This window comes from Natronolimnobius sp. AArcel1 (assembly GCF_011043775.1).
Classification (GTDB): Archaea; Halobacteriota; Halobacteria; order Halobacteriales; family Natrialbaceae; genus Natronolimnobius.
On record NZ_JAAKXY010000005.1, the window covers coordinates 303,081 to 325,977 of the forward strand.

The window sequence follows — 22,897 nt, forward strand, 5'->3', positions numbered from 1 at the left end:
CCACCATCAAGGTCGTTGGCGGTGTCGTCCCACTATGGCCCACGAGACCGAAACTGACAGCGTCGTCTCTATCCCGGTCGGCGACGGCGACATCGAACTCGAGGGAGCGCTTGAGGTGCCGGCGGATGCACCAGGGATCGTCGTCTTCGCCCACGGCAGCGGCTCGAGTCGGAAGAGTCCGCGAAACAACTACGTCGCGAGCGTGATCCGCGACCGCGGACTCGGGACGCTGCTGTTCGATCTCCTGACTGAGGCTGAAGACCAGCGACGCGAGAATCGGTTCGACATCCCACTGCTTACGGATCGGCTCGTCGCGGTGACCGAGTGGCTGTGGACTCGCGAGACGACACCGACTGCCAGCGTTGGCTACTTCGGCTCGAGTACGGGTGCTGCGGCCGCACTCCGGGCGGCCGCCCGCCTCGAGAACGATGTCGATGCCGTCGTTTCTCGCGGTGGGCGCGTCGACATGGCCGAGGAGACTCTCGACGAGGTCCGCGCATCGACGCTGTTCATCGTCGGCGGCGAAGACACGCAGGTACTCGAGTACAACCGCGAGGCGCGCACACAACTCGACTGCGAGAACGACCTTCACGTTGTCGAGGGTGCAGGCCACCTCTTCGAGGGCGACGGTGAACTCGAGGAAGTCGCCGACGTGGCGGCTGATTGGTTCGCCGACACGGTAGCGTGATCTCATCGGCTAACGAAACGGTTCATACGGATCGTTGTAGCGTTTTACCGGTGATCGCTCGGACGAGGTCAACGATCACCGGTAACGAACTACAACGGACCGTATCAATGCTCGAGACGGTACTCGAGCATACACCGGACCCCTAGATTGACACCCTTGCTCGAGGAGTGAACGAGTGCAATGAATTTCGATGAGTTCACCGGCGAGATACAGCACCGACTCGAGTTCCCTGATACTGGCCGAACTGTGCGGGCAATCCGAGCGACGCTCATGACGCTTGGCGAGCGGATTCCAGAGGGTGCGGCCGAGGACCTCGCGGCATCGTTGCCGATGGAGATCAAGTGGTACATGACGGGTGCGGTACAGGACCACGGCCAGCGGTTCGACTGGCAGGAGTTCATCTCGCGGGTCAGCGACCGCGAAGGCGACCGAACCGACCGCTCGGAGGCCGCCTACCACTCCCGGATCGTCGTCGATTTCGTGGAATCACAGGTGCCGCCGTCGGACTTCCAGCAGCTTCGCGATCAGCTGCCCGAAAGCGCGGACGACGAGAATTGGGGCACGCTGTTCGAGGTGGTTGACAGCGGCGGCTGGGGCGATGCCCAGGAGGCCCAGACCGGCGGCGGTCCACAGCCGGAGATCGATGAATGAGCCCCTCGTACACTACTCTCACGTCCAATCTGCGACGCGAATAAGCCACGATGTACAACACCATTCTCGTTCCGACCGATGGCAGTCCCGGTGTTGAACCGGCAATCGACAACGCACTCGAGCTCGCACAGCGGTACGACGCGTCCGTCCATGCAATCAGCGTGATCGACAGTGCTGAACTCATGGAACTGGACTATCTCGGCGATCGGACTGCCTTCGAGCAGACGATCGAACCCCTCGAGGACGCGGCCAAAGACGCGGTCCAAACGGTCGAGGCGCGAGCGCGGGCGGAAGACGCCGATCTCGAGGTCGTCACCGTGGTCCGCCAGGGAACGCCCTTCGAGACGATCCTCGAGTACGCCGACCACGTCGATGCCGATCTGATCGTGATGGGGACTCACGGTCGCCGCGGGCTGTCACGATACCTCCTTGGGAGCACGACCGAGCGAATCGTGCGGGCTTCACCCGTCCCCGTGCTCACCGTCCGGTTCTCCGTGGATGGTGAGTGAAACGGGCCTTGAAGTCGTCTCCCCGACTTCCAGCCGCCGGATCGACGCACGTTACTCGGTTTCGACCTCGATATCACCAACCTGCGTTGCCTCGTGGTACGTACAGATGTAGACGTCCATTTCCTCGGAGGCGACGACGCCCTCGAGCGTCGTCTCCTCACCCTCTTCTTCGACATCATCGCTCTGGTAGTCGTCGATAATCTCGTCGTCCTCGTCCCTGATCTCGAGGTTGTGGACCACGCCGTCGGCATTGATCCAGGTGAAGTCGTACTCCTGGCCTTCGATAAGCGTAATCGTTGGGTTCTCGTCGCCCTCGATGAACGCCGGTTCGACGCCGGTCCACGCCTGGACTTCCCCCTCGAAGACGAATTCATCGACGGCGCCCCAGTCTTCGTCCTCGTCTTCGTCCTCGTCGTTATCGACATCGTTGTTGTCGTCGGGCTCCTCGTCCGCACAGCCCGCGAACACTGCCAGACTGGACGCGCCGCCGATCCGTAACAGCGTTCGCCGGGACAATCGACTCGCAGTCTGCTCCCTCATAGCCGGTCCTATGCCAACCCAGTAATTAATGTCAATTCATCATAGGAGCGACTGTTCAGCGTTCGGACACGCTCGAGCAGCCTCTGAACTGTTTCACTCTCTCCCTCAGCCATACTTCTACTCCCACTCGAGTACTCGAGTGCCGGAGTCTCAATTCCGCCACTTCTCTCACTCCCCGTCGCGTCCGACCGCCGAGAGACGGTGGCCGATCGCGTCCGCGCCAACGAGTGCGTCGCGCACGTCCGCGGGTGTCACCGGGAAGGGCTCGTTGTGAATCGTCTCCTCTGTGGCGCAGGCCGCCTCCGCGACGACCTCGAGGTCCTCTGTCGAGGGGTTCTCGAGCCCGATTTCGGCGAGCGTCGTCGGCAGCCCCACCGATGCTGCGAAGCCAGCGACGTCTTCAATGAACGCGTCGTCACGTCCCTCGAGAACGAGCTGTGTGATCGTCCCGATTGTCACTTTCTCACCGTGGGTTGCGTCGTGAGTCGCCTCGAGTTGGGTCAGGCCGTTGTGGACCGCGTGCGCGGCAGCGAGTCCGCCGCTTTCGAAGCCGAGGCCGCTGAGCAGGGTGTTGGCCTCGACGACGGCCTCGACGCTGTCGGTGACGGCGTCGCGTTCGACGGCGTCGACTGCCGACCGACCGTGTTCTCGCAACGTCGTGTACGCGAGTCTGGCGATCTGCTGGGCCGTTCGCGTCGAGCGCGTTCCGAAGATTGTGGTCGCCCCCGACTGGTGGGCTGCTTCTGCCTCGAACCAGGTCGCGAGCGCGTCGCCGATCCCGCCCCGAAATAGTCGCGTCGGTGCCTCGGCGACGATCTCGGTATCGACGAGGACGAGTTCGGGGTGGCGCTCGTAGACGTGAAACTCGACGAACTCGCCGTCTTCGGTGTAGATGACGGCGACGGAACTCGTCGGCGCGTCGGTCGAAGCGACCGTCGGCAGCGAGACGAGTGCCCCGCCAGTGTGTTCGCGGGCGGCCCGCGCGGTGTCGATGGCCTTTCCGCCCCCAGCGCCGACGATCACGTCGGCACCGAACTCCTCGTGGACGTTGGCGACCCGCTCGATTTCGGCCTCGGAGCACTCACCGGTGAACTCCTCGAGCGTGACGTCGAATCCGCCCGCCTCGAGTCCATCCTGAATGCGGTCACCGAAGAGATCGAGGACGAGCTCGTCCCCGAGAACGACGGCGCTATCCCCAAGATCTGCGGCGTGGTCGCCGAGTTCATCGATAGCGTTGCGGCCCTGTACGTATCCTGCTGGAGATCTGAATACCTGTGTCACGTATACTCCTCGAGACTGGTGTCTCGAATCCACACTATCCGCTATGACCGGGGCGACCAAATAAGCGGGCGTTTGTCACCCTTGCAATAAAAGGTGGCTCGATCCAGGGATACAGCCCCTCAGAGACACCGCTACTGAGCTACTGATCGCGAACGGGACTCTCAGGGCCGACCAGCACGGACAGACTTCGCTCGCGAATCGACACCTCGAGGTCGGTCGCCGAGAGGGGTTCGCCGTCGAGACTGAAGTTCACGGGCTCCTGATCGTCTTCACGAGTCGTGATCGACACCGACGACGCCTCGACCCTGGTGATCGGCCCCGGAATCGCGTCGAGATCGGTGTCGAACACGCTCGCTGTGCCCTTGTCGTCGACTGCGAGCGACTCGCCGTCGCGCCCCCGCTCGAGGATGACCAGCTCGAGGGCGGCGTCCGCGATAGGAGTCCGTGAGCGTCTCCTGACTGTCGGGAGCCGGAAGGCATTCCCGACGAGGACGAGCAACGCGTTTCCTCGCCACGTCGACGTCGTTCCGTCATCGTCGTCATGGGCGTCATCGGCGTCCGTAGCATTAGTGGCGTCATCGTTACCATCAACGCCAGTATCGGTATTGTCACCGGACTCTAACTCCACACTGGCACCGGAACCGAAACCGCCACCGGTACCAGCATCGCCGTCAACTTCTGTCTCGTCGTACCGAATCTCGAGCGGGAGCCCCTCGTACTCGGGGAGGAATCGAAGCGTCGTGAGGACATAGGCGAGCGGTCCGAACTGGCGCTTCCACTCGTCGGGCGTCGACGCGTTCGCATCGGCGGAGAGCCCGGCCAGACAGGTGTTGAGGAACGGGCGTCCGTCGGCGACGCCGACATCAACCCGTCGGCTGGTGCCGTCATCGATCACCTCGAATCCGGCATCGAGGTCTGGAATGCCGAGCGTTCTGGCGAAGACGTTGGCAGTGCCCGTCGGAAGCACCGCGATATCGACTCGCTCGAGCGCGTCCGCCTCGAGGAGGCCGTGGATGACTTCGTTGACAGTGCCGTCGCCGCCCGCGACGGCGATCAGTGAGACGGGACTGGTAGCGCTGCCGCCGTCGACGGTCTCGTCACCCTCACCGTCGCTCTCATCGGTATCACCGCCATCGTCGTCGACGGCCGCCTCGCGAGCGAACCGGCGCGCGTCGCCCGCTGCCTCGGTCTCGCGAACGACGAAGCCACGTTTCTCGCCCCGTGTTCGAACGTCGGAGGTGTGATCAGCCGACCCGCTCGCGGGATTGCAGACGAGCAGCCGATCGGTGCGGGATTTCGACTCGGACCCGGACGCGGATTCGGATTCAGGGGAGGACACGGACATTGACTCGGACCGCCGCTCGTTCATAGCCGTCGTTGCATTCGATGCATCATAGGAGCGGCGATCGGGCGATCAGACGATCGAACGACCCGTGACTGGAGTCGGAGCCATCGACGCCCGGGACGAGACGGGAACCGAACGGCTACTGAAACATCCCCGTCTGCATTTGCTGTTGCTGCTGGCCCTGTTCCTCGGCCATCTGCTGGTACTGCTGGGCGACCTGTCGCATCCGCTGTTGGATCTCGTCGGCCTGCTCGTCCAGCGCAGTCGTGTCAATTTCGAACTCAACGAGAGGCTCAAGCGCAGTCTCGATTACCGATTTGGCGGCCTGTGGGTCGGGCAAGAACGGATGGGAGCGGACGATCAACAGGGCAGCGGGTACATCAGCCTGGTAGCACTCTCGGACCAGTGAGCCCGTTATCCCGCTGACCAGCCCTCGCTCGTCCGGGACTGCAATGTCTGCCTTGAGCAGATCCTCGCGTATCTCGTCGGTCGTCGCGACGCCAGTCACGTCGCCGATCTCGTCCTCGGACTGGGCCGGCGCGCCCGCAAGGAAAATCGCCCGACCGAAGTCGTCGGCCAGTTCCTCGAGCACGCATCGCGAGAGGGGTTCGAACGCCGGCTCTGGGAGTGCGAGATCGCTCTCGAGGGTCATCACGGCCGGGTCGTCGCTGGCGTAGACCCGGACCAGATCCTGCACGAGGCCGTCCTCGAAGGTCACGACGGGTGGGAACTCGTCCGACGCAACGTTCCCGTAATGTTCGAGGTCGAGCTGGTCGGTGATCTGATCGACGGCGATGGCTGCAACGAGCCCGTGTCCCGGGAGTCCCTCAATCAGCGTCGGGGCCTTCGTGGAGATATCTGCGACCTGTTCGAACGACGCGGGTACAGTCTGATCGGCCATGTGTAGGCGGAGCTACAGCCTCGATGACTATGATCGTATGGCTGGCCTCGACCTGCTTGATAGGTCGGTCTAAAGCGAGCAAACGGCCAGCACCCGTCGCAGACAGTACGACACCGCGTCTCAATCCCGACGCGTGGACTCGCCGTCCAGTTCGAACTCGAGTGCACGCTCGTGGATTGATGGGCCGTCCTCGTCGTCGAGTCGCCAACTGGTTCCCTCGCGGTCGAGGAGTTGCACGTCGGCACAGCGAACGCATCGGAGCGGGTAGACCGGACCGACGTCGTCCGTGACGACGACCTCGTGGTGCCACGGGTGGTGCCAGTCGTGGCCGTACAGCCGGCATTGCCAGTTGCTGTTCAGGTAGCCCATACTGTGAGAGACGCACTCACGGATAGTAAGTTGCTCGCCGACTGTGGTGTCATACGGATTCCTGTAACAATTTACCGGCGCAACCGCGACACTGGCGGCGGTTGCGCCGGAAATGACGTACAGGAAACCGTATCAGAGTGGAGTGAACCTACTTGTACACGAGTGTGGTAGGGTCCGTTCGATGTACGACACGATTCTCGTACCGACCGACGGGAGTTCCGTGGCAGAAGACGCCGGAACGTACGCGATCCGACTCGCTGAGCGCTTCGACGCGGCCCTGCACGTCGTCTCGGTTCTCGAGCGTGGACTCATTGGCGGCGACGACGAAAACGGGGGCGAACGGGCCGTCGAAGAACTAGCCGATCAAGCGCGGGACCGCGACCTCGAGGTGACGACCGAACTTCGCGAGCAGGACGACGACGTGCACGAAGAGATTCTCGCATCGGCCGACGAACACGATTTGGACCTGATCGTGATGGGAACGACCGGCCGCAGCGGAATCGGCCGGTTCCTCCTGGGCAGCGTTGCCGAGCAGACACTGCAAGAGTCGTCCGTTCCGGTCGCGACAGTCCACGAAGAGACGAACCTCGAGGGCGAGTTCGATCGCATCCTGGTACCGACAGACGGGAGCCACAGCGCGGAACGGGCCCTCGAGCACGCCGTTGACCTTGCGGTCGAAACGGGTTCGCGGCTCCACATCGTTCACGTCAGTGACGAGGAAGCCGTCGACGGCGCCGAGACAATCGACCTCTCGAGCGACGACGAGGTCGGCCTTGAGCCGGTCGACGACGCACTCGAGCAGTTGCGCGAGTCACCGCTGGAGACCGTCGACATCTCGGTACCCGACGGTCGTGTCGACCAGCAGATTTTGGCGGTCGCGGCCACGCACGACGCCGACTGCATCGTGATGGGGACCCACGGCGAGACCGGCCTGCGGCGCTACCTCCTTGGGAGCACGACCGAACGCGTCGTCCGCTTTGCCGGCGTGCCGGTGATCGGCATCAGTGCACCGCGAGCCGAGGCCGTGACCGTCGAATACCTCGATTACCAGGTCGTCGACGAACGCGGGTGGTCACTCGAGGATGCCGACCTCCTCGAGCGGGCTGCGGAGGCTGACCTCGACAAGACGGCACACGGCACCCTCGAGGTGTCTCGCGACGAGTACATCCTCGACGCGTCCGAGGCGGCGGGGCACGACTGGCCGTTTCACTGCCGGGCCGGTGGCTGCGTGAACTGTGCTGCCGTGTTGCTCGAGGGGGAAGTCGAGATGGACGTTCAGCGGAGCCTCTCGGAGGACGAAGTCGAAGAAAAGAGGTTCCGGTTGACATGCGTGGCCACGCCAGCGAGCGACTCCATCAAACTGGTCTACGGGGCGAAACACCTCGACGAGCTTCGAGATCGTGTCATCTAGTGGTTCGTACCGGGAATAGTTTTATTCGAGCGATCGGTGATCGTGTGATCACAACCATGTGATACGGTACTATCATGACGGCAGATACCAATAACGAACTCACCCATCACCTGGGCGTGGCGGTCGGTAGCATCGTCGTAGCGATCCTGCTGTGGGTCGTCGGATACGGGGAGCAGCGCGTCGTCGCAGCGATTCCCTTCTTCATCCTGTTTGTGGTGATGATTATCGGCCCGCTGGTCCGCATCCGGCCGTCGATTAGGCGTCGGTTTTCCGGAAACTTCCCCGTCAACTGGCGATCGGAACTGGGCATCTGGTTTGCCATCTGGTCGGTCGTCCATGTGCTGTTCGTCTTCTGGGCCCGCGACTGGGACGTCGTCGGCTACCTGGTCGATATGAGTCCGTGGGCGTTCGGTGCCATGGTCGCCGTCCTCATCGCGATCGTGCTGGCGGTTACGTCCAACAACAAGGCCTACGACTATCTCGGGCCGAAAGCCTGGAAGTGGCACCAGAGCCACGGCACCTACGTCATCTTCTGGCTCGTTGCCGTCCACGGCTACGATCGGGCGTACCTCCGGCCGTACGAGGAGCTAGGGTTTCTCTCGGATGATCCGCTCCACCTGCTTTACCTCGCGATGATCGTCATCGTCGTCGCGCTCCACGTGATCGCGTTCGCTGCGGTCGTCTCCGAGTACCGGAAGACCGGCGAGTACCCGCCAGATCTGTGATTTCGGTCAGAACAGCCGCCTCGAGTCGACCTCGACCCCGCTCTGGAGTGAAACCGAAGGCCGCGTCGCCAAGGTCGATGCGGCGGTCGCGAACGTCTCAACCCGAACCGCCGAAGCGATCCGACGGATCAGTACCGTTCGAAGTATCGATCCTGAACCTTCACGAAGACGGCCATCAGTAATGCAAAGAGTATCGCTGCGACGGCTATTTGGACCCAGTGGACGAGCGCGAGCGGTTCGACGTCGAACAGGAGTTGGCCAGTCGACGTGTAGAGGACGAGCAACTGGAGCGTGACGGCAACGGCCACCGCGATCACGAGCCAGCGGTTCGTAAAGAGCCCAAGCCCGTAGCGGTAGCGGATTGCCTGAATACGGACGATTTCGAAGACGACAAAGCCGGTAAACACCATCGTCTGGGCGAGTTCGCGGCTGGGCTCGTAATCGGGGCTCCAGCCGATGACTGCACCAAGCACGTCGTATCCCGGCACGAGTTCACCGTAGAAGTTCAGCGTGAACAGCGGGAGCAGACAGACCGTCATGAAGATCGCGATACCGACGATTGAGGTGATGATGCGATCCGTGATGACGCCCTCCTCAGGCGGCCGCGGGTCACGTTCCATGATGTCTTTCGCGGGGGGATCGACACCCATCGAGAGCGCTGGGATACCGTCAGTGACGACGTTGATAAAGAGAATCTGGATCGGCGTGATGACGAGACCGAATCCGAGCATCGACCCGGAGAAGATCATCGTCACCTCGCCGCCGTTACCAGACAGCAGGTAGTTGACGAACTTCCGAACGTTATCGAAGATTCGACGGCCACCCTTGACCGCATCTCGAATGGTTGCGAAGTTGTCGTCCAGTAAAACGATGTCAGAGGCCTGCTCGGTGACGTCGGTCCCGCGGATCCCCATCGCGACGCCGACATCAGCGTTTTTTACAGCCGGAGCGTCGTTGACCCCATCACCGGTCATCGCGACCGTGTGGCCCTTTGCCTGCAGCGTCTGCAAGATTCGAGTCTTATGCTCCGGTGACGTCCGCGCGAAGATGTCGACATCCTCGACGACGTTCGCAAGTCGCTCGTCGCTCATCTCCTCGAGTTCGGGACCCGAGATCACCGTCGTCGAGCGGAGACCGATTTCCTCACCGACCGCTCGTGCCGTGACCGCGTTGTCGCCGGTGATCATTACGACGTTGATACCCGCGTCGAGACAGCCTGCAAGCGCGTCGGTGACTTCGGGGCGGGGCGGATCGAGCATCCCTTGAAGACCGAGAAAGACCAGCTCCTGCTCGAGGCGTTCGTCCGGCCGATTCGCCTGCTCGTCGGACACGTCAGGTCGGTAGGCAAACCCCATCACGCGCAGGGCATCCTCAGCGAAGTCTTCGTTCTGTTGCTCGAGTTCCGCACGTCGCTCAGCGGTCAATTCGACGATCTCACCATCGACGAGTTCCCGGTTACAACGCTCGAGGACGGTCTCCGGCGCTCCTTTCATGTACGCTTTCAGGTCGCCGTCTGGCGTCTCGTGGATCGTGGTCATTCGTTTGCGCGTCGAGGTAAACTCGATCTGACCGACTCGAGGATACTCCTCGGCGAGCGCCTCGTGGTCGAATCCAGCCTTCTGAGCGGCGACGAATAACGCGATTTCGGTGGGGTCGCCGAGGTAGGTTCGCTCCTGTCCAGTCGGTTTTGCGGTGGTGGTCCCGTCGCCGGGGGATCCGTTGGTGCCGGTTTCGTCGCGTTCTCGAGTCCCAAGATCGACGTTGTTACACAGCATGCCACAGCGAAGAACCTCGGCGACCCGCTCCGTGTCTACGGGGTCACCGTCCTGCAGAAACGCTCCCTCGGTGCCGTAGCCGGTCCCTGTCACCTCGTAGACTTCACGGTTGGTGACGAGCCGCTGGACCGTCATCTCCTCTTCGGTGAGCGTTCCCGTCTTGTCCGTACAGATGACGTCGACGGAGCCAAGCGCCTCAACAATGGGCAGTCGGCGTACCAGGGCGTTCTGATCGGCCATCCGGCGAGCCCCAAGCGCGAGCGAAAGGGTGACGACCGCCGGTAGGCCCTCGGGAACTGCGGAGACGGCGATGCCGACAGCCGTCAGGAACACCTGAAGTGGCTCGGTCTCACCGATGACGAGTTCGGCGACCGCAATCACCGCCACCGCGAGAACGACGATACCGGCGATGAGTTTTCCCAACTGATCCATCTCGGACTGGAACGGCGTCTCTCGGTCCTCGGCCTCCTCGAGTGCCGTCGCAATCTGGCCGATTTCGGTCTCGGGACCGGTCTCGACCACGACTGCCACCCCGGAGCCACGTTCGACGACCGTCTCTTTGTAGATGGTGTTCGTCCGCTCGGCCAGCGACGTTTCCTCGTCGACCTGGCCAACTTCCTTCGATACGCCGACGCTTTCGCCCGTCAGTGCCGCTTCGTCAACGCGAAGATTCGACTCCTCGAGGATGCGTGCGTCCGCCGGAACGATATCGCCCGACTCGACGAAGATAACGTCACCGGGGACGACTGTCGTTGCAGCGATCTCTCGTTTCTCGCCATCGCGTCTAACGATGGCGTACGTCGTTGCCATCGCCTGAAGCGCACGGATACTCTGTTCGGCGCGGTAGTCCTGAACGAAGCCAAACAGCGTGATGAAGACCACGATTCCCGCGATGACAGCCGCGTCTATTGTGTGGCCCACAGCGGCCATCACGACCGCAGCGACGATCAACACCCAGATCAGCGCCGATGAGTACTGTTCGACGAGAATCCGCAGCGGCGACGTTCCCTCCTCGGCTTCGATTGTGTTCGGCCCCTCACGCTCGAGTCGGTCACTGGCCTGGGCAGCCGTCAGTCCCTCTGCGGACGTCTCGAGGTCCGCGTAGACCTCCTCAAGTGGGTGTGCATGCCAGTCCGTCGGTGTGTCGCCGGTGGGTCGCTTGGCGTCTGCTTGTGACACGGGTTTGCTGTCGAGAGAGTTGCGTCGTAGTCAGTGCCGGTTCTTTGCATCGAGACGCAAACGTGAGACGGCCGTTACGTACCGGCGATATGCGTGCCAATACTGAGGGGAGACAAGCAGGCTGCCGTTGCGACCCCATCCGCAGCGAACGGCCCACAGATCGATACCTCGAAACAATCGCACGGGGTCGTGACGACGGTGCAAGTAGTCTGAACGGGCATGTGACGATCCTACGACGATTCGACAGATAATACCCCAGTTAACACGTAGATTAGTTGATGTGCTTTCCATCGGCTGTCAAGAACGTTGACATGGGGAACGAGCACCGTTCGGCCGGTTTGTGAGCTGTCGACTGTCTGCACACAGCCGACAGCATCCGGTGGCTCGAGGTCACAGCCTGAATCGACGTTCCAGGAATCCGAACTGCTAACCGGGAGCAGATGAAAGTGAACGATGTCTTGAATGGGTCCGACGATTCACACCGACGACGACGTCCGAACAATTCTCGTTCCAACCGACGGGAGTCCCGCCTCGCGGGCTGCTCTTTCCCGGGCACTCTCGATTGCCGAGCAGTTACCGACCAACGCTGACGAGAGCGGGACAGCCACTGACGCGGAGACGCCAGCGGTTCACGTCCTCGCAGTCGCCGATACGACGGGTGATCCGTTACGGTTCGATAGTTCGAACGTTCACGAACTCGAGCAACTCAAAGAACAACTTGTGGCCGAAATCGCGTCGGCGTACGAAGACCACGATGTCGACGTGACGACCGCCATCCGGCGCGGCCACCCGGCCCAAACGATTGTCCAGTACGCGGCGGACAACGACATTGACCTCATTGCTCTCGGACGGACGGGACAGACCGGTGTGACACGACTGCTGGGGAGTACGACCGACCGAGTCGTTCGACAGTCTTCGATTCCAGTCCTCGTCGTTCCCGAATCGAACCCGGATGAGGAATAGTGGCTTGCTCGTTCACGCATCGCTCACCGATTCAATCACAACCACCAGTTCGATGAGTTGTCTCGGCGGTACGTGGTTTTAGGTTCGTTCCCCGCAAACATCTGAGTTGAACCAATGGCCCGATCGATTCTCGTTCCACACGATGGCTCAGCTAACGCACAAGCCGCGTTCCAGTACGCTCTCGAGACCTTCCCGAACAGTCGACTTATTCTCTTCCACGCAATCGATCCGTTCGAAGTGACGCCTGCTGATGAGCAGTTGCCGCCGTTGACTGACGAGTGGCTTGCCGACCAGCAGTCGCGCGCTGATCGACTGTTCGAGGACGCACAGGCAACGCTTGAAGACGAGGGTGACACGACGATGACCCTCGAGATTGAAACCGAAACAGGGGTCGGCTCACCGGCACAGGTCATTCTGGCCGCCGTCGATGAGAGTGGTGCCGACCAGATTGTAATCGGAAATCGTGGACAGGGTGGCGCAGCCGGGGCGCGAATGGGAAGTACAGCCGAACTCGTCGTGAAGCGATCAGACGTCCCGGTGACGGTTGTGCGCTGACAGCACGTCGGTGTCGTCGCCGTAGTATCATCTACACGCCGTCCACGGTAAACGACCGCGTGCGGACACACAATCGACAGGTGCCGGCGGTGCGGTTCTCGGCGCAGCCCATACAGCGCGGTCGTCGCGTATATTTTTGTAACCGATGCACGAAGGACCACCATGGGCGTACTAGTCCCCATCGACGATTCGGAACCGGCAAAAAAGGCGGTCGAACATGCGGCACGAGAGTTTCCTGAGACGGACCTCACATTGATTCACGTCATCAATCCAGGAACCGGAATGTACGGCGAAGGCGGTGCGTACGCGTACGATTCGATCATCAAATCGCGCCGCGAAGACGCTGCTGAACTGCTCGAGGAGGCCGCCGAAATTGCGGCTGAATACGGTCACTCAGTTATGACTGAAACTGTCGTCGGGCAGCCAGCGAACGAGATCGTTTCGTTCGCGACCGAGTCGGATATCGATCACATCGTCCTTGGCAGTCACGGTCGTTCGGGGCCGTCACGCGTGCTCCTCGGGAGTGTCGCCGAACTGGTTGCCCGCCGGGCACCCGTTCCAGTGACGATAGTTCGATAAGTGCGGTGTGTGTCGGCGCGAGTCAGATATCCTGCAAACCCGACTCGCGGCGCTCGCATACCAACGACACCGACAGTGACCAGCAAGAGGACCACCTGCGGACTACACGTTTCAACCTCGCGTACTGCCGGCCCCATCCAGATTTATTTATCTTGGTGTGCGAGTCACTACAGTATCACACTCGAGCCGATAGAGTGACCGCACATCCAGCTGGCTATCACGTCACGCCGATCACTCGAGCAGATACACACACGACACCGATTATGGATTACAAAACATTCGTCGGTCAGGTTCAACACAGACTCGAGTTCGCGCAGATGGGACAGGCCGTTCGGGCGACTCGAGCGGTGTTAACGACGCTTGGCGAACGGCTGCACGAAGGTGAGGCAACGGACCTCGCGAGCCCGCTCCCGATGGAAATCGACCGATACCTGACTGAGGCCGAACACGGACAGCGCTTTGACTATCAGGAATTTCTCGACCGCGTTGCGGCGCGCGCGAACGTCGACCGGTCGGATGCAAACTACCATGCACAGCAGATCGTCGCTATCGTCGCAGACGTGGTCCCACCTGGAAACATCGAGAAAGCAGACAATCAGCTCCCCGAGGACTTCGATCCGCTGTTCGGATTGATCGATACGCAGGAGCCAGATCAGTGAGAGCTACGTCGCCGTCGGATCGCCCTGCACGAGCGTCACCGTCAGCGAGGAGCGCCGCGCAACGCGTTCTGCAACTGAGCCCAGTAGCCGCGCCTTGAGGGAGCGCCCGTGACTCCCCATGACGATCTGGTCGCAACCGTTCTCGGTGGCGTACTCGAGGATCGCCTGTGCTGGCGCCCCATCTGCGGTTTCCGTCTCGATTGTCAGTCCACGCTCGTCGGCAATCGTGGTCGCCGATTCGAATAGCTCCGCTGCTCGTTCTTCTCGGTCGGCTGCAATCGCTTCGAGATACGTCCCTTCGACCGCAGAGCGAGGCCGATCGAACGGGAGCGAGAGCGCGTGAAAGACCGTGTGTGACCCGTCTGGGAACGCCTCGAGTGCGTACGCGAGCGCCGCGTCGGCCTGTGCTGAGCCGTCGATCGGGATCAGCACGTCACCAGGAAGATCGCGGTCACGAACGGCTGCCGTCGGTTCGGGAACAATTGTGGTCGAAACCGGGGCCCGCCGGACGACGGCTTCGCTTACGTGGCCGAGAAACGGGCTTGTGATCGGCGATTCGCCGTGGCTTCCCAGCACGATGTGATCGACGTCGCCAGTTGCGACGGAGAGAATTTCGGTGTGGGGCGTTCCGGTCTTCCGTATCGTCTCTATTTCACGACCGCGATCTGCAGCGCGCCTCGCCGCACGCTCGAGGATCTGGTCGCCACGTTGTTCGGCGCGGTCTCTCGACGTCGTGTCTGATCCGGCAGTTGCCTCATTATCGTGCGCGGGATCGACGACGTACAGTGCGGTCAGTGCTGCATCTGGAAACGATGCAACGCAATACTCTAATCCGGCAATGGCGTGATCCGATCCATCAATCGGAACGAGGACGTGTCGTGGCATGGATGAAGGTGACTGAATCGGCGGTGAGTGTCCGCCTGATCAGGCTTCCACGAGGATACCGATAAAGACACGCCGATAGAACAGTGTTCGGTATACTCACTGCGGCGGATATGTTGTTCCGTCTCGAGTCTGCTTGGGGCCACTGGTCGTCGAGGCACGCCACCAAATGAAAGCGATGCGACCAGTTTGAGATGTGACTGCTGGGCCACTGGGGGCTCGAGGACGCAGTCGTCCAGAATCCGAGACAGGATCTCACTCGGTCCGGCGTTTTTGCGCAGAACACATCGCTACGACGGTCAGTTGCCGACATGGATTCGCTGTAGTCGGTCGTTTCTCGCTCGTCTCGAGCAGACAGTGACGACGTGAATACGTTCAGCTCACTATCAATTAGCCAATAGTTATCCATCATGTCCGTGTAGTTCGAGGGTATGGACTCGTCGCAACCCAATATCCTCCTGATTCACGCACACGATCTCGGCCGGTATCTGGGCTGTTACGGCGTTGATATTGAAACGCCAAATATCGATGCACTCGCCGCCGACGGCGCGTTGTTCGAGCGCCACTTTGCGACTGCCCCGCAGTGTTCTCCCAGTCGCGGGAGCCTCATGACCGGGCGCGTCCCCCACGTCAACGGCCTCATGGGGCTCGCCCATGGTGACTGGGGGCTCCACGACGACGAACGAATCCTCCCGCAACACCTCGGTGACGCCGGCTACGAGACACACCTGTTCGGACTCCAGCACATCTCCCAGGATACGGATCGACTCGAGTACGACCGTGTTCACTCAGAAGGGAACCTCTACCCGGGCGTGTCACCGGCAGTCCATCAAGCGAATCGAGCCCGTAACGTCGCGTCGGTTGTCTCGTCGTTTCTTGACGCATCGGAGTACGAGGAACCGTTTTTCGCGTCGATTGGATTTTTCGAGTGTCACCGAGTTGAGGAGGACGACGGGCGATTCGGGTTTGACGCAGAGTACTACGGCGCTGACGATCCAGAGGCTATCCGCCCGCTCCCGTATCTGCCGGACAGACGCGGTCTGCGTCACGACCTCGGCGAAATGCGTGGGATGGTGTACGCCCTCGACGAGGGCGTTGGAACGATCCTCGAGGCGGTGGCCGACAACGGACTGGACGAGGACACGCTCGTGCTTGTGACGACCGAACACGGAATCGCGTTCCCGCGTGCAAAAGGGACGTGCTACGATGCGGGAATCGAGGCGGCGCTCGTGATGCGCTATCCCGATGTCATCGATCCTGGCGAGCGATACGACGAACTCGTCAGCAACGTCGACGTCTTGCCGACCATCCTCGAGTTCGCGGGTGTCGAGGTACCCGATGCAGTCGACGGACGAAGCGTTGCCGGACTGATCACGGATCGTACGGAGTCCTATACCAAGCGAGATCGAATCTTCGCCGAGATGACCTGGCACGATATGTACAATCCGGTCCGGGCTATCCGTACTGATCGGTACAAGTACATTCGAAGCTTCTGGCATCTCCCGACGGTCTACCTGCCTGCTGACGTATTCGCCAGCGAATCTGGTCGTGAAGTCCGTGAAACCGATGGTGTGCCACGCCGACAGTACGAGGAGTTGTACGACCTCCGCGATGCGCCACAGGAAGACGACAACGTCGTGTACGAACCCCGGTATCAGGACGTCCGGCGCGACCTCTCTCGAGAACTGTACGAGTGGATGGATGACACTGCTGATCCACTCCTCGAGGGTCCTGTCCTACCGGGCGATTTCGACGAGATACAGTCGTGGCCACACGAGTCGGCGTAGTCGATGTCGGCTCGAGTATCGTCGTGTGACCGGCGATAACCGGCCGTGTTACGTTGCTGGTGAGTCTCGAGTTCCTGTCTCGTCGTGTTCGTTTGCAATCGCGAGTTCGAGGACGAAACTCGAGGAGGAGACGATGTCGCCGATGCCGACCGTTCCCGCGGGGTCCTTGACGACGCGATTGGGGCACGCGGCGACCCTCGGGGTGGAGAGGACCCCGTTCTCGGCTGTTTCGTCGAGGTGATCTGCGAGAAGCGAAATCGCCTCACGTCCCTTCGCGGAGGGCTCGTACTCTAGGCCGGTTTCGAGGTCTTCAGGCGACGTGATGTTACCCAGTGCTGCTTTCGTCGCCGCGTTGACCGCCGAAAACTCGAGACCGCGTGCGACCGCATCCGGGTGGGGATACGACTCCATCACGGCGAGGTGGTACTCCATCGCGTGTAACTGAATGCATCCGATGCCGAGTTCGTCTCGGATCGCCTCGAGCATGCGATAGTGCGTGAGGATTTCCGCTGGTTCGAACGGCGTCGCTTCTGTAGGGGGTGTCTCGACGGCCTTGAGGTCGGCGTCGTCGTGTAAGAGGGTCAGTTCGTGTGTATCCGCGCCAACGACGTCAGCTTCCGGGAGAATCCACTCGTACATACTCTCTCGGAGGGCTTCGTCGTGGGTTACGGCGTACTCGATGTGGACCTGCAGGCCGTCCTCGCTCCCGGACCGAAGCCGACGGATGACATCTCGCGCGTGGCGATGGGCCTGCTCGTAGCCCTCCTCGACGTGGTCGGGCGTGAGGTTGTGATAGCCGGCGAGCAGTGCCCCCTCTACGACGGCACCGACCTGATCGACGTTGTCATCGAGGTCGCCGGCGACGAGGTCGAACTCCGGGGGGCGGGAAGCCGCGATGAATCGCGTGTCCTCGGTCGCACGGACGCCGAACAACTCGTCGTCGACACGAAATTCGAACACCCAATTGATCTTTGTCCGGTCCGTGTTGATCGCCTCACGCAGTGGGATGAACGCCACCTCACCGTCCTCGACCTTCGGATACTCCACTCCGTCGGGGTGGTCGAACATCGAGAGCTGGCGATCCGAGAGCAGGTACGTATACGTAACCGGCGACGCACCGAGCGCGGAGACGAGATTGGTCATGATCCCCGTCTGGCCCCCCATCTGCTGACTGTCGGGCTCGAACTCCGCCTCGAGCGTGGCCGAAAACTCATCGGTCATCGCGACTTCGTCGCCCCGTCCTGCCGCCATCGTGTGCGTGATCGCTGTTGCGAGGTCCCGTTTCGACGCGAGCGGACTCGGCGGCTGGCGCTCGCCCGGATCGGACGGTCGGTCAAGGTAGGATTCGACGTCCTCGTCGACCCGAACAATTGCGTCGACGTTGGCGTTGTACGCAACGAACACCGGTAGCCCCTCCAGCGCTCGGATATCTGCCTCTAACTGGGTGTTCTCGTCCACCATGGTAGGGGTGCTCCCAGCCCCAGTGAGTTAATGGTATGCGTGTCTCGGCGATACTATCCCGCAGCTACCCCGAGTCAGCCGCGAGCGTGCCCTCGAGGCGGTCGATCAGTTCGGTGCTACCGACGTGAAGTGGCACTCTATCGTGCAGGTCAGTCGGTTCAACCTCGAGGAGGGAGGTGCTCCCATCGGAGGACCGCCCACCAGCCGTCTCGATGATGTATCCAATCGGGTTCCCTTCGAACTGGAGTCGAAGCTTGCCTTCGGGACTGTCCTCGAGAGCGGGGTAGGCGAAAATGCCGCCGTGTGTGAGAACCTGATTGATGTCGTTGATCATCGCGCCGCTGTAGTGTAACTCGAGTCCGAGCGCTTCGTCCATCTCGATTGTGCGGACGAACTCGCGGAAGTCGTCGGTCCAGGTCGGGACTCGGCCGCCGAATCCGTAGACGGCGGGGTCGTCTGGAATCGTGACGTCGTCGCGGACAACGGTTCGTTCGCCACCGGCGAGTTCGTACTCCGTGACGGTCCCGTCTCGAGCGACCATCATCGTGGTGATCGGTCCGTAGAGCACGTATCCCGCCGCGACAAGGGCCGTTCCCGGCGCAGGGAGTGGCGCGTCGTAGATGCCGAATACCGTTCCCATCGTGTTGTTCGAGGGCAGGTTCGACGTCCCGTCGACGGGATCAGCGGCGACGGCGAGAGTGCCGCCACCGCAGTCGACGATTTCGGCTCGCTCCTCACTGGCGTACTGTGCGACGCCGTCGACTGATGATAGCCGATCGGCGAGCAATTCGTCCGCGAAGAGGTCCGCCTTGAACTGCGTTTCGCCGCTTGGGTTCTCGTCGTCGGTCGTCACCCGTCTGCCAACCAGCCCCTGATGAATTTCACTCGCTGTCCGAGCGATCGTCGCGACGACAGTTTCGATGGGGGAATTCGTGTCGATCATGGGTTCACGCCTCGAGAACTCCGTCGATGGTCGCTTCCTCGTATACGATCCGCTCGAGGCCGTCATCCATCGCGAGAATCAGTATCCGCCCATCGCGTACGATGGGAGTATCGTCGATCAGAATCATTCGCCGAGTTCTCCACCGAGGAGCCATATACTGTTTGTGGTGTGTCAGGAACGCAACTCACCGCTGGCCGTTTCACACTCGAGTGACACCACCGCTAGACGGCACCTGGAACTGACACGAAGAACACGTATGCGAGAATCGTCGACATCGAGGGCCCAACGATCCACATCGTGACGTATCGGATGACGGCCTCTGGTTTGAAGAGTTCGTCCGCCTCGAGAATCTCCTCGGGTTCGTCCTCGCCGATTGGTACTGGATCGTCGACCGCGTCCTCAGCGGTCAATGCTCCCATCACGATCTCAGTGTCTGTCGTCTCTCTCGAGAGTGCTTCGCGGGCAGCGATTGGCCTGGTTGCCCGTCCCCAGCCGAGGCCGACGATGGCGCCGACCGACGATAGCACGAGACTGATCGGTATCCCAATGTAAGAGAGTGCCGTCGTAATCGAGGCAGCCGTGAGCATGATGATCAGTGCACCGAGCAGCGGAATGTCGCTGATATCGCTCCCGACTGATTCCATCGTCCGCCGGGCAATCGTGAACCCGCCCAGGCCGATTGCGACCGTCGCTACGACGATTGCCGGTTCGGCTGCCAGTGCTCCTCCGCTAACGAGGGGCGCAGCGGCGTTCGGGACGTTGCTCGCACCCGCACTGAACGCCATGTAACACCCGAGGATGACGATAACTATCGTCCCAGCGATCTCTCTCCAGGTCGTGTTGGGTCCGAAAGCGGGCGTCAGAAACTGACCCGAATCGTCGAGAACAAGAAGCGGCCTCTCTGAGTTCTCGAGTTGGACGCGGCGACTGAGCCCCGCGTAGATGTACCGGCCGATGATCGCACCGATCAAGAACGCGAAGATAGGTGTGAAAATCCACCACGAGAGAATCCAGGCGATGGTTTCGTAGTTGAGTGTGTCCGTTGCCAGTCCAAGCCCGGCAATTGCCCCGACGGTCGTCATCGAGGTTGGCACTGGGACGCCAAAGACGTTGGCGACGAGGATTCCGAGTCCGATGAAAAAGAGGACGGCGACACCGGCTGTGAGCGAGATTTCAATTGTAATAATCCCGTCGCTCAACGTCTCCATCACGTTCCGACCGACGGTCCAGCCGCCCAGAAAGACGAATCCCGTCATGATGGTTGCTGCCGTTGCCTTCCCGATCAACCCCGCGCCCACAGCAGGCCCCCAGGCGATTCCGGTCGAGGAGCCGCCGATGTTGAATCCGACGAACACCGAGACAGTGATCCCGATCAGCAGGATGGACTCGACCATCGGTAGAGACTGGCGAGACGAACGCTCAAATAGGTATTCTAGCGTTTGATGAACGGAGCGACTCGAGTCGGGCTACGGGTGAAAGCTTTACCACGAGTCTCGGTGGAGGTCGCACCCGGGACTGCACCAGATTCGTATGAATACAACGCGAGTAGCGATTCAGTTGACTGCGACACAGTATCGGCGTCGACCACCGTCTGTCGGGGGCGAGACGAGCCGATGAAGGCCGTCGTCCTCGCCGGTGGGTACGCCACGCGGCTGTGGCCGATCACGAGACACCGACCAAAGATGTTCCTCCCGCTCGGGGAGACGACCGTCATCGAGCGCATCTACGACGAACTCGAGGCGGACAATCGAATCGAGGACGTCTACGTCAGTACGAACGAGCGGTTCGCTCCTGAGTTCGAGGCACACCTGGCCGAAAGCGGCTACGAGAAGCCACGGCTCTCGGTCGAGAAGACCCATGCTGAAGCGGAAAAACTCGGCGTCGTTGGCGCGCTCGCCCAGCTGGTCGACCGCGAAGGGATCGACGACGACCTGCTGGTAATCGCCGGCGACAACATCTTCGAGTTTGCAATCGCGGATGTTCTCGAGTACTACGACCGAAAAGACGCACCGGTGATCGCCGCCGCGGATGTTGGCTCGCGGGCGCTGGCGACTGCGTACGGGGTTGTCGACCTCGAGGGCGACCGCGTGGTCGACTTTCAGGAAAAACCCGACGACCCACCCGGAACGCGCGTTTCGGTCGGCTGTTACGTGTTTCCGCGAGATACGCTCGAGTTACTGCCGACGTATCTCGAGGCGGGAAACGATCCCGATGAACCGGGCTGGTTCGTCCAGTGGCTCCAGTCACGGGAGCCGACGTATGCGTACGTATTCGATGGACCCTGGTTCGACATCGGCACGCGCGAGCGCTATCTCGACGCCGTCGCCTGGGCCCTCAAGGGCGACTCACACGTGGCCGACTCGGCACTGCTCGAGAACGCGTCGGTCGGACCGAACGTCCACGTCATGGCGGACGCAACGCTTGTCGAGACCGATATCGAACGGGCGGTTGTCTTCCCGGACGTCACACTACGGGGGATGACGGTCGACCGGTCGATTATCGACGAGGGTGCACAGCTCGAGGGGGTCGACCTGCACGACGCGATGATCGGGGCGTACACGCAGATTCCGGACTGACCGCACCGGAATTTCGTGATCGCCGTCACGGTGACTCGGCGCTCACCGGGACACAGAACACGGGCACATCGGCTTCTCGAACGACATTTTCGGTGACGCTTCCGAGAAACCATTGCCCGATTCCGGTACGTCCGTGTGTCCCCATGACGATCAGATCGACGTCGCGCTCGCTCGCAGACGTCAGGATTACGTCCGCCGCCGGGCCGGTTGCGATTCCACCGGAACTACTGACATCGGCATCCCTAGCCTGCTCTCGAATGTGCTCAATCGCGTCCTCGCCGCGTTGCTCGAGTGCGCCGAGCAATTCCTCCGGTGCTTTCGCTTGGGAAATGCGGCCCGTTTCGATGGCGTACACCGTGTGGATCATGGCCTCGAGCCGGCTCGCAAGCGTGATCCCCCAGTCGGTTGCGACGGCAGCTCCGTCACTGCCGTCCGTCGGGAGCAGAAACTCGTTGAAGACGATATCGTCGATGTTGCTTGCGTCTGTGCTCGGCGGAACGGCAAGGACAGGCGTCCGAGCCGTCCGGAGAACGTTTTCGGTGACACTTCCAAGCAGGACTCTGTCGAGTCCATCCCGGCCTTTCGTCCCCATGGCGATGACGTCAATTTCGCGCCGCGTGGCGTACGCTCTAATCGACTGAAACGGTGTCCCGCGCGTGACGGTGGTCGTCACCTCGAGCGCATCGTCGTGAGCCCGTGCCATGTCCGCGACGGCCTCCACAGCGTCTTCAGCCTCGTCCTCGAGCGATGCATAGATCGAGTCCGTCGTATCCATGATGCTCTCTAAATCACTGCGAACGGCGACGACCGAAAGGACGTGTATGTCCGCGCCGGTCCATGATGCGAGCGCAATTGCACGTTTTGCACCCGCAAGGGCGCCCTCGCTTCCGTCTGTCGGTATTAGTATCGAGTTGATAGGCCTGCTCATGACTGTTGGGTGTTGCCTTCACCACTGTAGCGGATAATTGTAGGGGGCCAGCACCTCGTGGATCGACGCGACCGACTCATTCTTTCCCGTGACCTCTAGTAGCCACTGCACGTCACTGCACACCTAATCGCCAGAGGGTGCGCGGCTCGGAGCGAATACGCGGTTCGGAATGAACGCAGTGACTGAGACC

The 22,897-nt window shown here is 61.4% G+C and carries 23 protein-coding genes; 11 read left to right on the top strand and 12 right to left on the bottom strand.

Annotation, left to right across the window (positions count from 1 at the left end; genetic code table 11):
* Window positions 1–34 precede the first annotated feature (34 nt).
* From G6M89_RS16480 to G6M89_RS16490, 3 genes are all read left to right on the top strand, one after another.
* Complete coding sequence (locus G6M89_RS16480) at window positions 35–688, top strand: dienelactone hydrolase family protein (RefSeq protein WP_165162972.1); 654 nt, start codon at window positions 35–37, stop codon at window positions 686–688.
* Between the two features lie 180 nt (window positions 689–868).
* Entirely contained in the window at window positions 869–1,339 is a 471-nt protein-coding gene (locus G6M89_RS16485) for a DUF2267 domain-containing protein (RefSeq protein ID WP_165162973.1), read from the top strand.
* Between the two features lie 50 nt (window positions 1,340–1,389).
* The gene (locus tag G6M89_RS16490) at window positions 1,390–1,848 is read left to right on the top strand and encodes a universal stress protein (protein ID WP_165162974.1); all 459 of its coding nucleotides are present in this window, start codon (window positions 1,390–1,392) and stop codon (window positions 1,846–1,848) included.
* Window positions 1,849–1,899: 51 nt separating this feature from the next.
* Here G6M89_RS16490 and G6M89_RS16495 read toward each other — a convergent pair whose 3' ends face one another.
* The 5 genes from G6M89_RS16495 to G6M89_RS16515 form a co-directional block, all read right to left on the bottom strand.
* Window positions 1,900–2,388 (bottom strand): PKD domain-containing protein, encoded by a 489-nt coding sequence (locus G6M89_RS16495; RefSeq protein WP_165162975.1) that lies wholly within the window; start codon window positions 2,386–2,388, stop codon window positions 1,900–1,902.
* 168 nt (window positions 2,389–2,556) lie between these two features.
* Entirely contained in the window at window positions 2,557–3,669 is a 1,113-nt protein-coding gene (locus G6M89_RS16500; protein ID WP_165162976.1) for a glycerol dehydrogenase, read from the bottom strand.
* A gap of 139 nt (window positions 3,670–3,808) precedes the next feature.
* Window positions 3,809–5,038 (bottom strand): diacylglycerol kinase family protein, encoded by a 1,230-nt coding sequence (locus G6M89_RS16505; RefSeq protein ID WP_165162977.1) that lies wholly within the window; start codon window positions 5,036–5,038, stop codon window positions 3,809–3,811.
* Between the two features lie 115 nt (window positions 5,039–5,153).
* The gene (locus G6M89_RS16510; protein WP_165162978.1) at window positions 5,154–5,915 is read right to left on the bottom strand and encodes a proteasome assembly chaperone family protein; all 762 of its coding nucleotides are present in this window, start codon (window positions 5,913–5,915) and stop codon (window positions 5,154–5,156) included.
* 120 nt (window positions 5,916–6,035) lie between these two features.
* Window positions 6,036–6,284 (bottom strand): hypothetical protein, encoded by a 249-nt coding sequence (locus G6M89_RS16515; RefSeq protein WP_165162979.1) that lies wholly within the window; start codon window positions 6,282–6,284, stop codon window positions 6,036–6,038.
* Window positions 6,285–6,465: 181 nt separating this feature from the next.
* Between G6M89_RS16515 and fer the strand changes: the two genes are divergently transcribed.
* Window positions 6,466–7,695, top strand: a complete 1,230-nt coding sequence (gene fer / locus G6M89_RS16520; protein WP_165162980.1) for a ferredoxin Fer — start codon at window positions 6,466–6,468, stop codon at window positions 7,693–7,695.
* A gap of 74 nt (window positions 7,696–7,769) precedes the next feature.
* Window positions 7,770–8,420: a hypothetical protein gene (locus G6M89_RS16525; protein ID WP_165162981.1), complete on the top strand. Its 651-nt coding sequence runs from the start codon at window positions 7,770–7,772 to the stop codon at window positions 8,418–8,420.
* 128 nt (window positions 8,421–8,548) lie between these two features.
* Here the strand turns inward: G6M89_RS16525 and G6M89_RS16530 are convergent, their stop codons facing one another.
* Window positions 8,549–11,374, bottom strand: a complete 2,826-nt coding sequence (locus G6M89_RS16530; protein ID WP_165162982.1) for a cation-transporting P-type ATPase — start codon at window positions 11,372–11,374, stop codon at window positions 8,549–8,551.
* Window positions 11,375–11,836: 462 nt separating this feature from the next.
* Between G6M89_RS16530 and G6M89_RS16535 the strand changes: the two genes are divergently transcribed.
* The 4 genes from G6M89_RS16535 to G6M89_RS16550 all read left to right on the top strand — a co-directional run bounded on the left by G6M89_RS16535 (window position 11,837) and on the right by G6M89_RS16550 (window position 14,130).
* Window positions 11,837–12,337, top strand: a complete 501-nt coding sequence (locus G6M89_RS16535) for a universal stress protein (protein WP_165162983.1) — start codon at window positions 11,837–11,839, stop codon at window positions 12,335–12,337.
* Window positions 12,338–12,451: 114 nt separating this feature from the next.
* Window positions 12,452–12,892, top strand: coding sequence for a universal stress protein (locus G6M89_RS16540; protein ID WP_165162984.1), 441 nt, complete (start codon window positions 12,452–12,454; stop codon window positions 12,890–12,892).
* 162 nt (window positions 12,893–13,054) lie between these two features.
* On the top strand, window positions 13,055–13,471 hold the full coding sequence (locus G6M89_RS16545) for a universal stress protein (protein ID WP_165162985.1): 417 nt from the start codon (window positions 13,055–13,057) through the stop codon (window positions 13,469–13,471).
* A 263-nt stretch (window positions 13,472–13,734) separates the two neighbouring features.
* Window positions 13,735–14,130, top strand: coding sequence for a DUF2267 domain-containing protein (locus tag G6M89_RS16550; protein ID WP_165163202.1), 396 nt, complete (start codon window positions 13,735–13,737; stop codon window positions 14,128–14,130).
* Between the two features lie 3 nt (window positions 14,131–14,133).
* Here G6M89_RS16550 and G6M89_RS16555 read toward each other — a convergent pair whose 3' ends face one another.
* On the bottom strand, window positions 14,134–15,015 hold the full coding sequence (locus G6M89_RS16555) for a universal stress protein (protein WP_165162986.1): 882 nt from the start codon (window positions 15,013–15,015) through the stop codon (window positions 14,134–14,136).
* Window positions 15,016–15,443: 428 nt separating this feature from the next.
* Between G6M89_RS16555 and G6M89_RS16560 the strand changes: the two genes are divergently transcribed.
* Window positions 15,444–16,799 carry a sulfatase gene (locus G6M89_RS16560; RefSeq protein WP_165162987.1) on the top strand — a complete coding sequence of 452 codons (1,356 nt, stop codon included), beginning with the start codon at window positions 15,444–15,446 and terminating at the stop codon, window positions 16,797–16,799.
* Between the two features lie 48 nt (window positions 16,800–16,847).
* On the opposite strand, the gene G6M89_RS16565 is transcribed toward G6M89_RS16560, so the two are convergent.
* From G6M89_RS16565 to G6M89_RS16575, 4 genes are all read right to left on the bottom strand, one after another.
* Window positions 16,848–18,260, bottom strand: coding sequence for an ADP-dependent glucokinase/phosphofructokinase (locus G6M89_RS16565; protein WP_165162988.1), 1,413 nt, complete (start codon window positions 18,258–18,260; stop codon window positions 16,848–16,850).
* A gap of 64 nt (window positions 18,261–18,324) precedes the next feature.
* Window positions 18,325–19,203 (bottom strand): class 1 fructose-bisphosphatase, encoded by an 879-nt coding sequence (locus tag G6M89_RS16570; protein WP_165162989.1) that lies wholly within the window; start codon window positions 19,201–19,203, stop codon window positions 18,325–18,327.
* Between the two features lie 4 nt (window positions 19,204–19,207).
* A complete protein-coding gene (locus tag G6M89_RS22600) occupies window positions 19,208–19,330 on the bottom strand; it encodes a hypothetical protein (RefSeq protein ID WP_255488450.1) in 123 nt (40 codons plus the stop codon).
* Between the two features lie 94 nt (window positions 19,331–19,424).
* Complete coding sequence (locus G6M89_RS16575; protein WP_165162990.1) at window positions 19,425–20,597, bottom strand: inorganic phosphate transporter; 1,173 nt, start codon at window positions 20,595–20,597, stop codon at window positions 19,425–19,427.
* Window positions 20,598–20,816: 219 nt separating this feature from the next.
* Here G6M89_RS16575 and G6M89_RS16580 point away from each other — a divergent pair, with 219 nt between their 5' ends.
* The gene (locus G6M89_RS16580; protein WP_165162991.1) at window positions 20,817–21,779 is read left to right on the top strand and encodes a sugar phosphate nucleotidyltransferase; all 963 of its coding nucleotides are present in this window, start codon (window positions 20,817–20,819) and stop codon (window positions 21,777–21,779) included.
* A 25-nt stretch (window positions 21,780–21,804) separates the two neighbouring features.
* Here the strand turns inward: G6M89_RS16580 and G6M89_RS16585 are convergent, their stop codons facing one another.
* Window positions 21,805–22,707, bottom strand: a complete 903-nt coding sequence (locus G6M89_RS16585; RefSeq protein ID WP_165162992.1) for a universal stress protein — start codon at window positions 22,705–22,707, stop codon at window positions 21,805–21,807.
* Between the last annotated feature and the right edge of the window lie 190 nt (window positions 22,708–22,897).

Excerpts from the sequence above, each read along its gene's own strand:
- G6M89_RS16515 (WP_165162979.1), bottom strand. The coding sequence starts at position 6,284 with ATGGGCTACCTGAACAGCAACTGGCAATGCCGGCTGTACGGCCACGAC.
- G6M89_RS16505 (WP_165162977.1), bottom strand. The coding sequence starts at position 5,038 with ATGAACGAGCGGCGGTCCGAGTCAATGTCCGTGTCCTCCCCTGAATCC.
- G6M89_RS16550 (WP_165163202.1), top strand. The coding sequence starts at position 13,735 with ATGGATTACAAAACATTCGTCGGTCAGGTTCAACACAGACTCGAGTTC.
- G6M89_RS16525 (WP_165162981.1), top strand. The coding sequence starts at position 7,770 with ATGACGGCAGATACCAATAACGAACTCACCCATCACCTGGGCGTGGCG.
- G6M89_RS16565 (WP_165162988.1), bottom strand. The coding sequence starts at position 18,260 with ATGGTGGACGAGAACACCCAGTTAGAGGCAGATATCCGAGCGCTGGAG.
- G6M89_RS16580 (WP_165162991.1), top strand. The coding sequence starts at position 20,817 with ATGAAGGCCGTCGTCCTCGCCGGTGGGTACGCCACGCGGCTGTGGCCG.
- G6M89_RS16480 (WP_165162972.1), top strand. The coding sequence starts at position 35 with ATGGCCCACGAGACCGAAACTGACAGCGTCGTCTCTATCCCGGTCGGC.
- G6M89_RS16540 (WP_165162984.1), top strand. The coding sequence starts at position 12,452 with ATGGCCCGATCGATTCTCGTTCCACACGATGGCTCAGCTAACGCACAA.
- G6M89_RS16510 (WP_165162978.1), bottom strand. The coding sequence starts at position 5,915 with ATGGCCGATCAGACTGTACCCGCGTCGTTCGAACAGGTCGCAGATATC.
- G6M89_RS16490 (WP_165162974.1), top strand. The coding sequence starts at position 1,390 with ATGTACAACACCATTCTCGTTCCGACCGATGGCAGTCCCGGTGTTGAA.
- G6M89_RS16570 (WP_165162989.1), bottom strand. The coding sequence starts at position 19,203 with ATGATCGACACGAATTCCCCCATCGAAACTGTCGTCGCGACGATCGCT.
- G6M89_RS16585 (WP_165162992.1), bottom strand. The coding sequence starts at position 22,707 with ATGAGCAGGCCTATCAACTCGATACTAATACCGACAGACGGAAGCGAG.
- G6M89_RS16535 (WP_165162983.1), top strand. The coding sequence starts at position 11,837 with ATGGGTCCGACGATTCACACCGACGACGACGTCCGAACAATTCTCGTT.
- G6M89_RS16560 (WP_165162987.1), top strand. The coding sequence starts at position 15,444 with ATGGACTCGTCGCAACCCAATATCCTCCTGATTCACGCACACGATCTC.
- G6M89_RS22600 (WP_255488450.1), bottom strand. The coding sequence starts at position 19,330 with ATGATTCTGATCGACGATACTCCCATCGTACGCGATGGGCGGATACTG.
- G6M89_RS16495 (WP_165162975.1), bottom strand. The coding sequence starts at position 2,388 with ATGAGGGAGCAGACTGCGAGTCGATTGTCCCGGCGAACGCTGTTACGG.
- G6M89_RS16575 (WP_165162990.1), bottom strand. The coding sequence starts at position 20,597 with ATGGTCGAGTCCATCCTGCTGATCGGGATCACTGTCTCGGTGTTCGTC.
- fer (WP_165162980.1), top strand. The coding sequence starts at position 6,466 with ATGTACGACACGATTCTCGTACCGACCGACGGGAGTTCCGTGGCAGAA.
- G6M89_RS16555 (WP_165162986.1), bottom strand. The coding sequence starts at position 15,015 with ATGCCACGACACGTCCTCGTTCCGATTGATGGATCGGATCACGCCATT.
- G6M89_RS16545 (WP_165162985.1), top strand. The coding sequence starts at position 13,055 with ATGGGCGTACTAGTCCCCATCGACGATTCGGAACCGGCAAAAAAGGCG.
- G6M89_RS16485 (WP_165162973.1), top strand. The coding sequence starts at position 869 with ATGAATTTCGATGAGTTCACCGGCGAGATACAGCACCGACTCGAGTTC.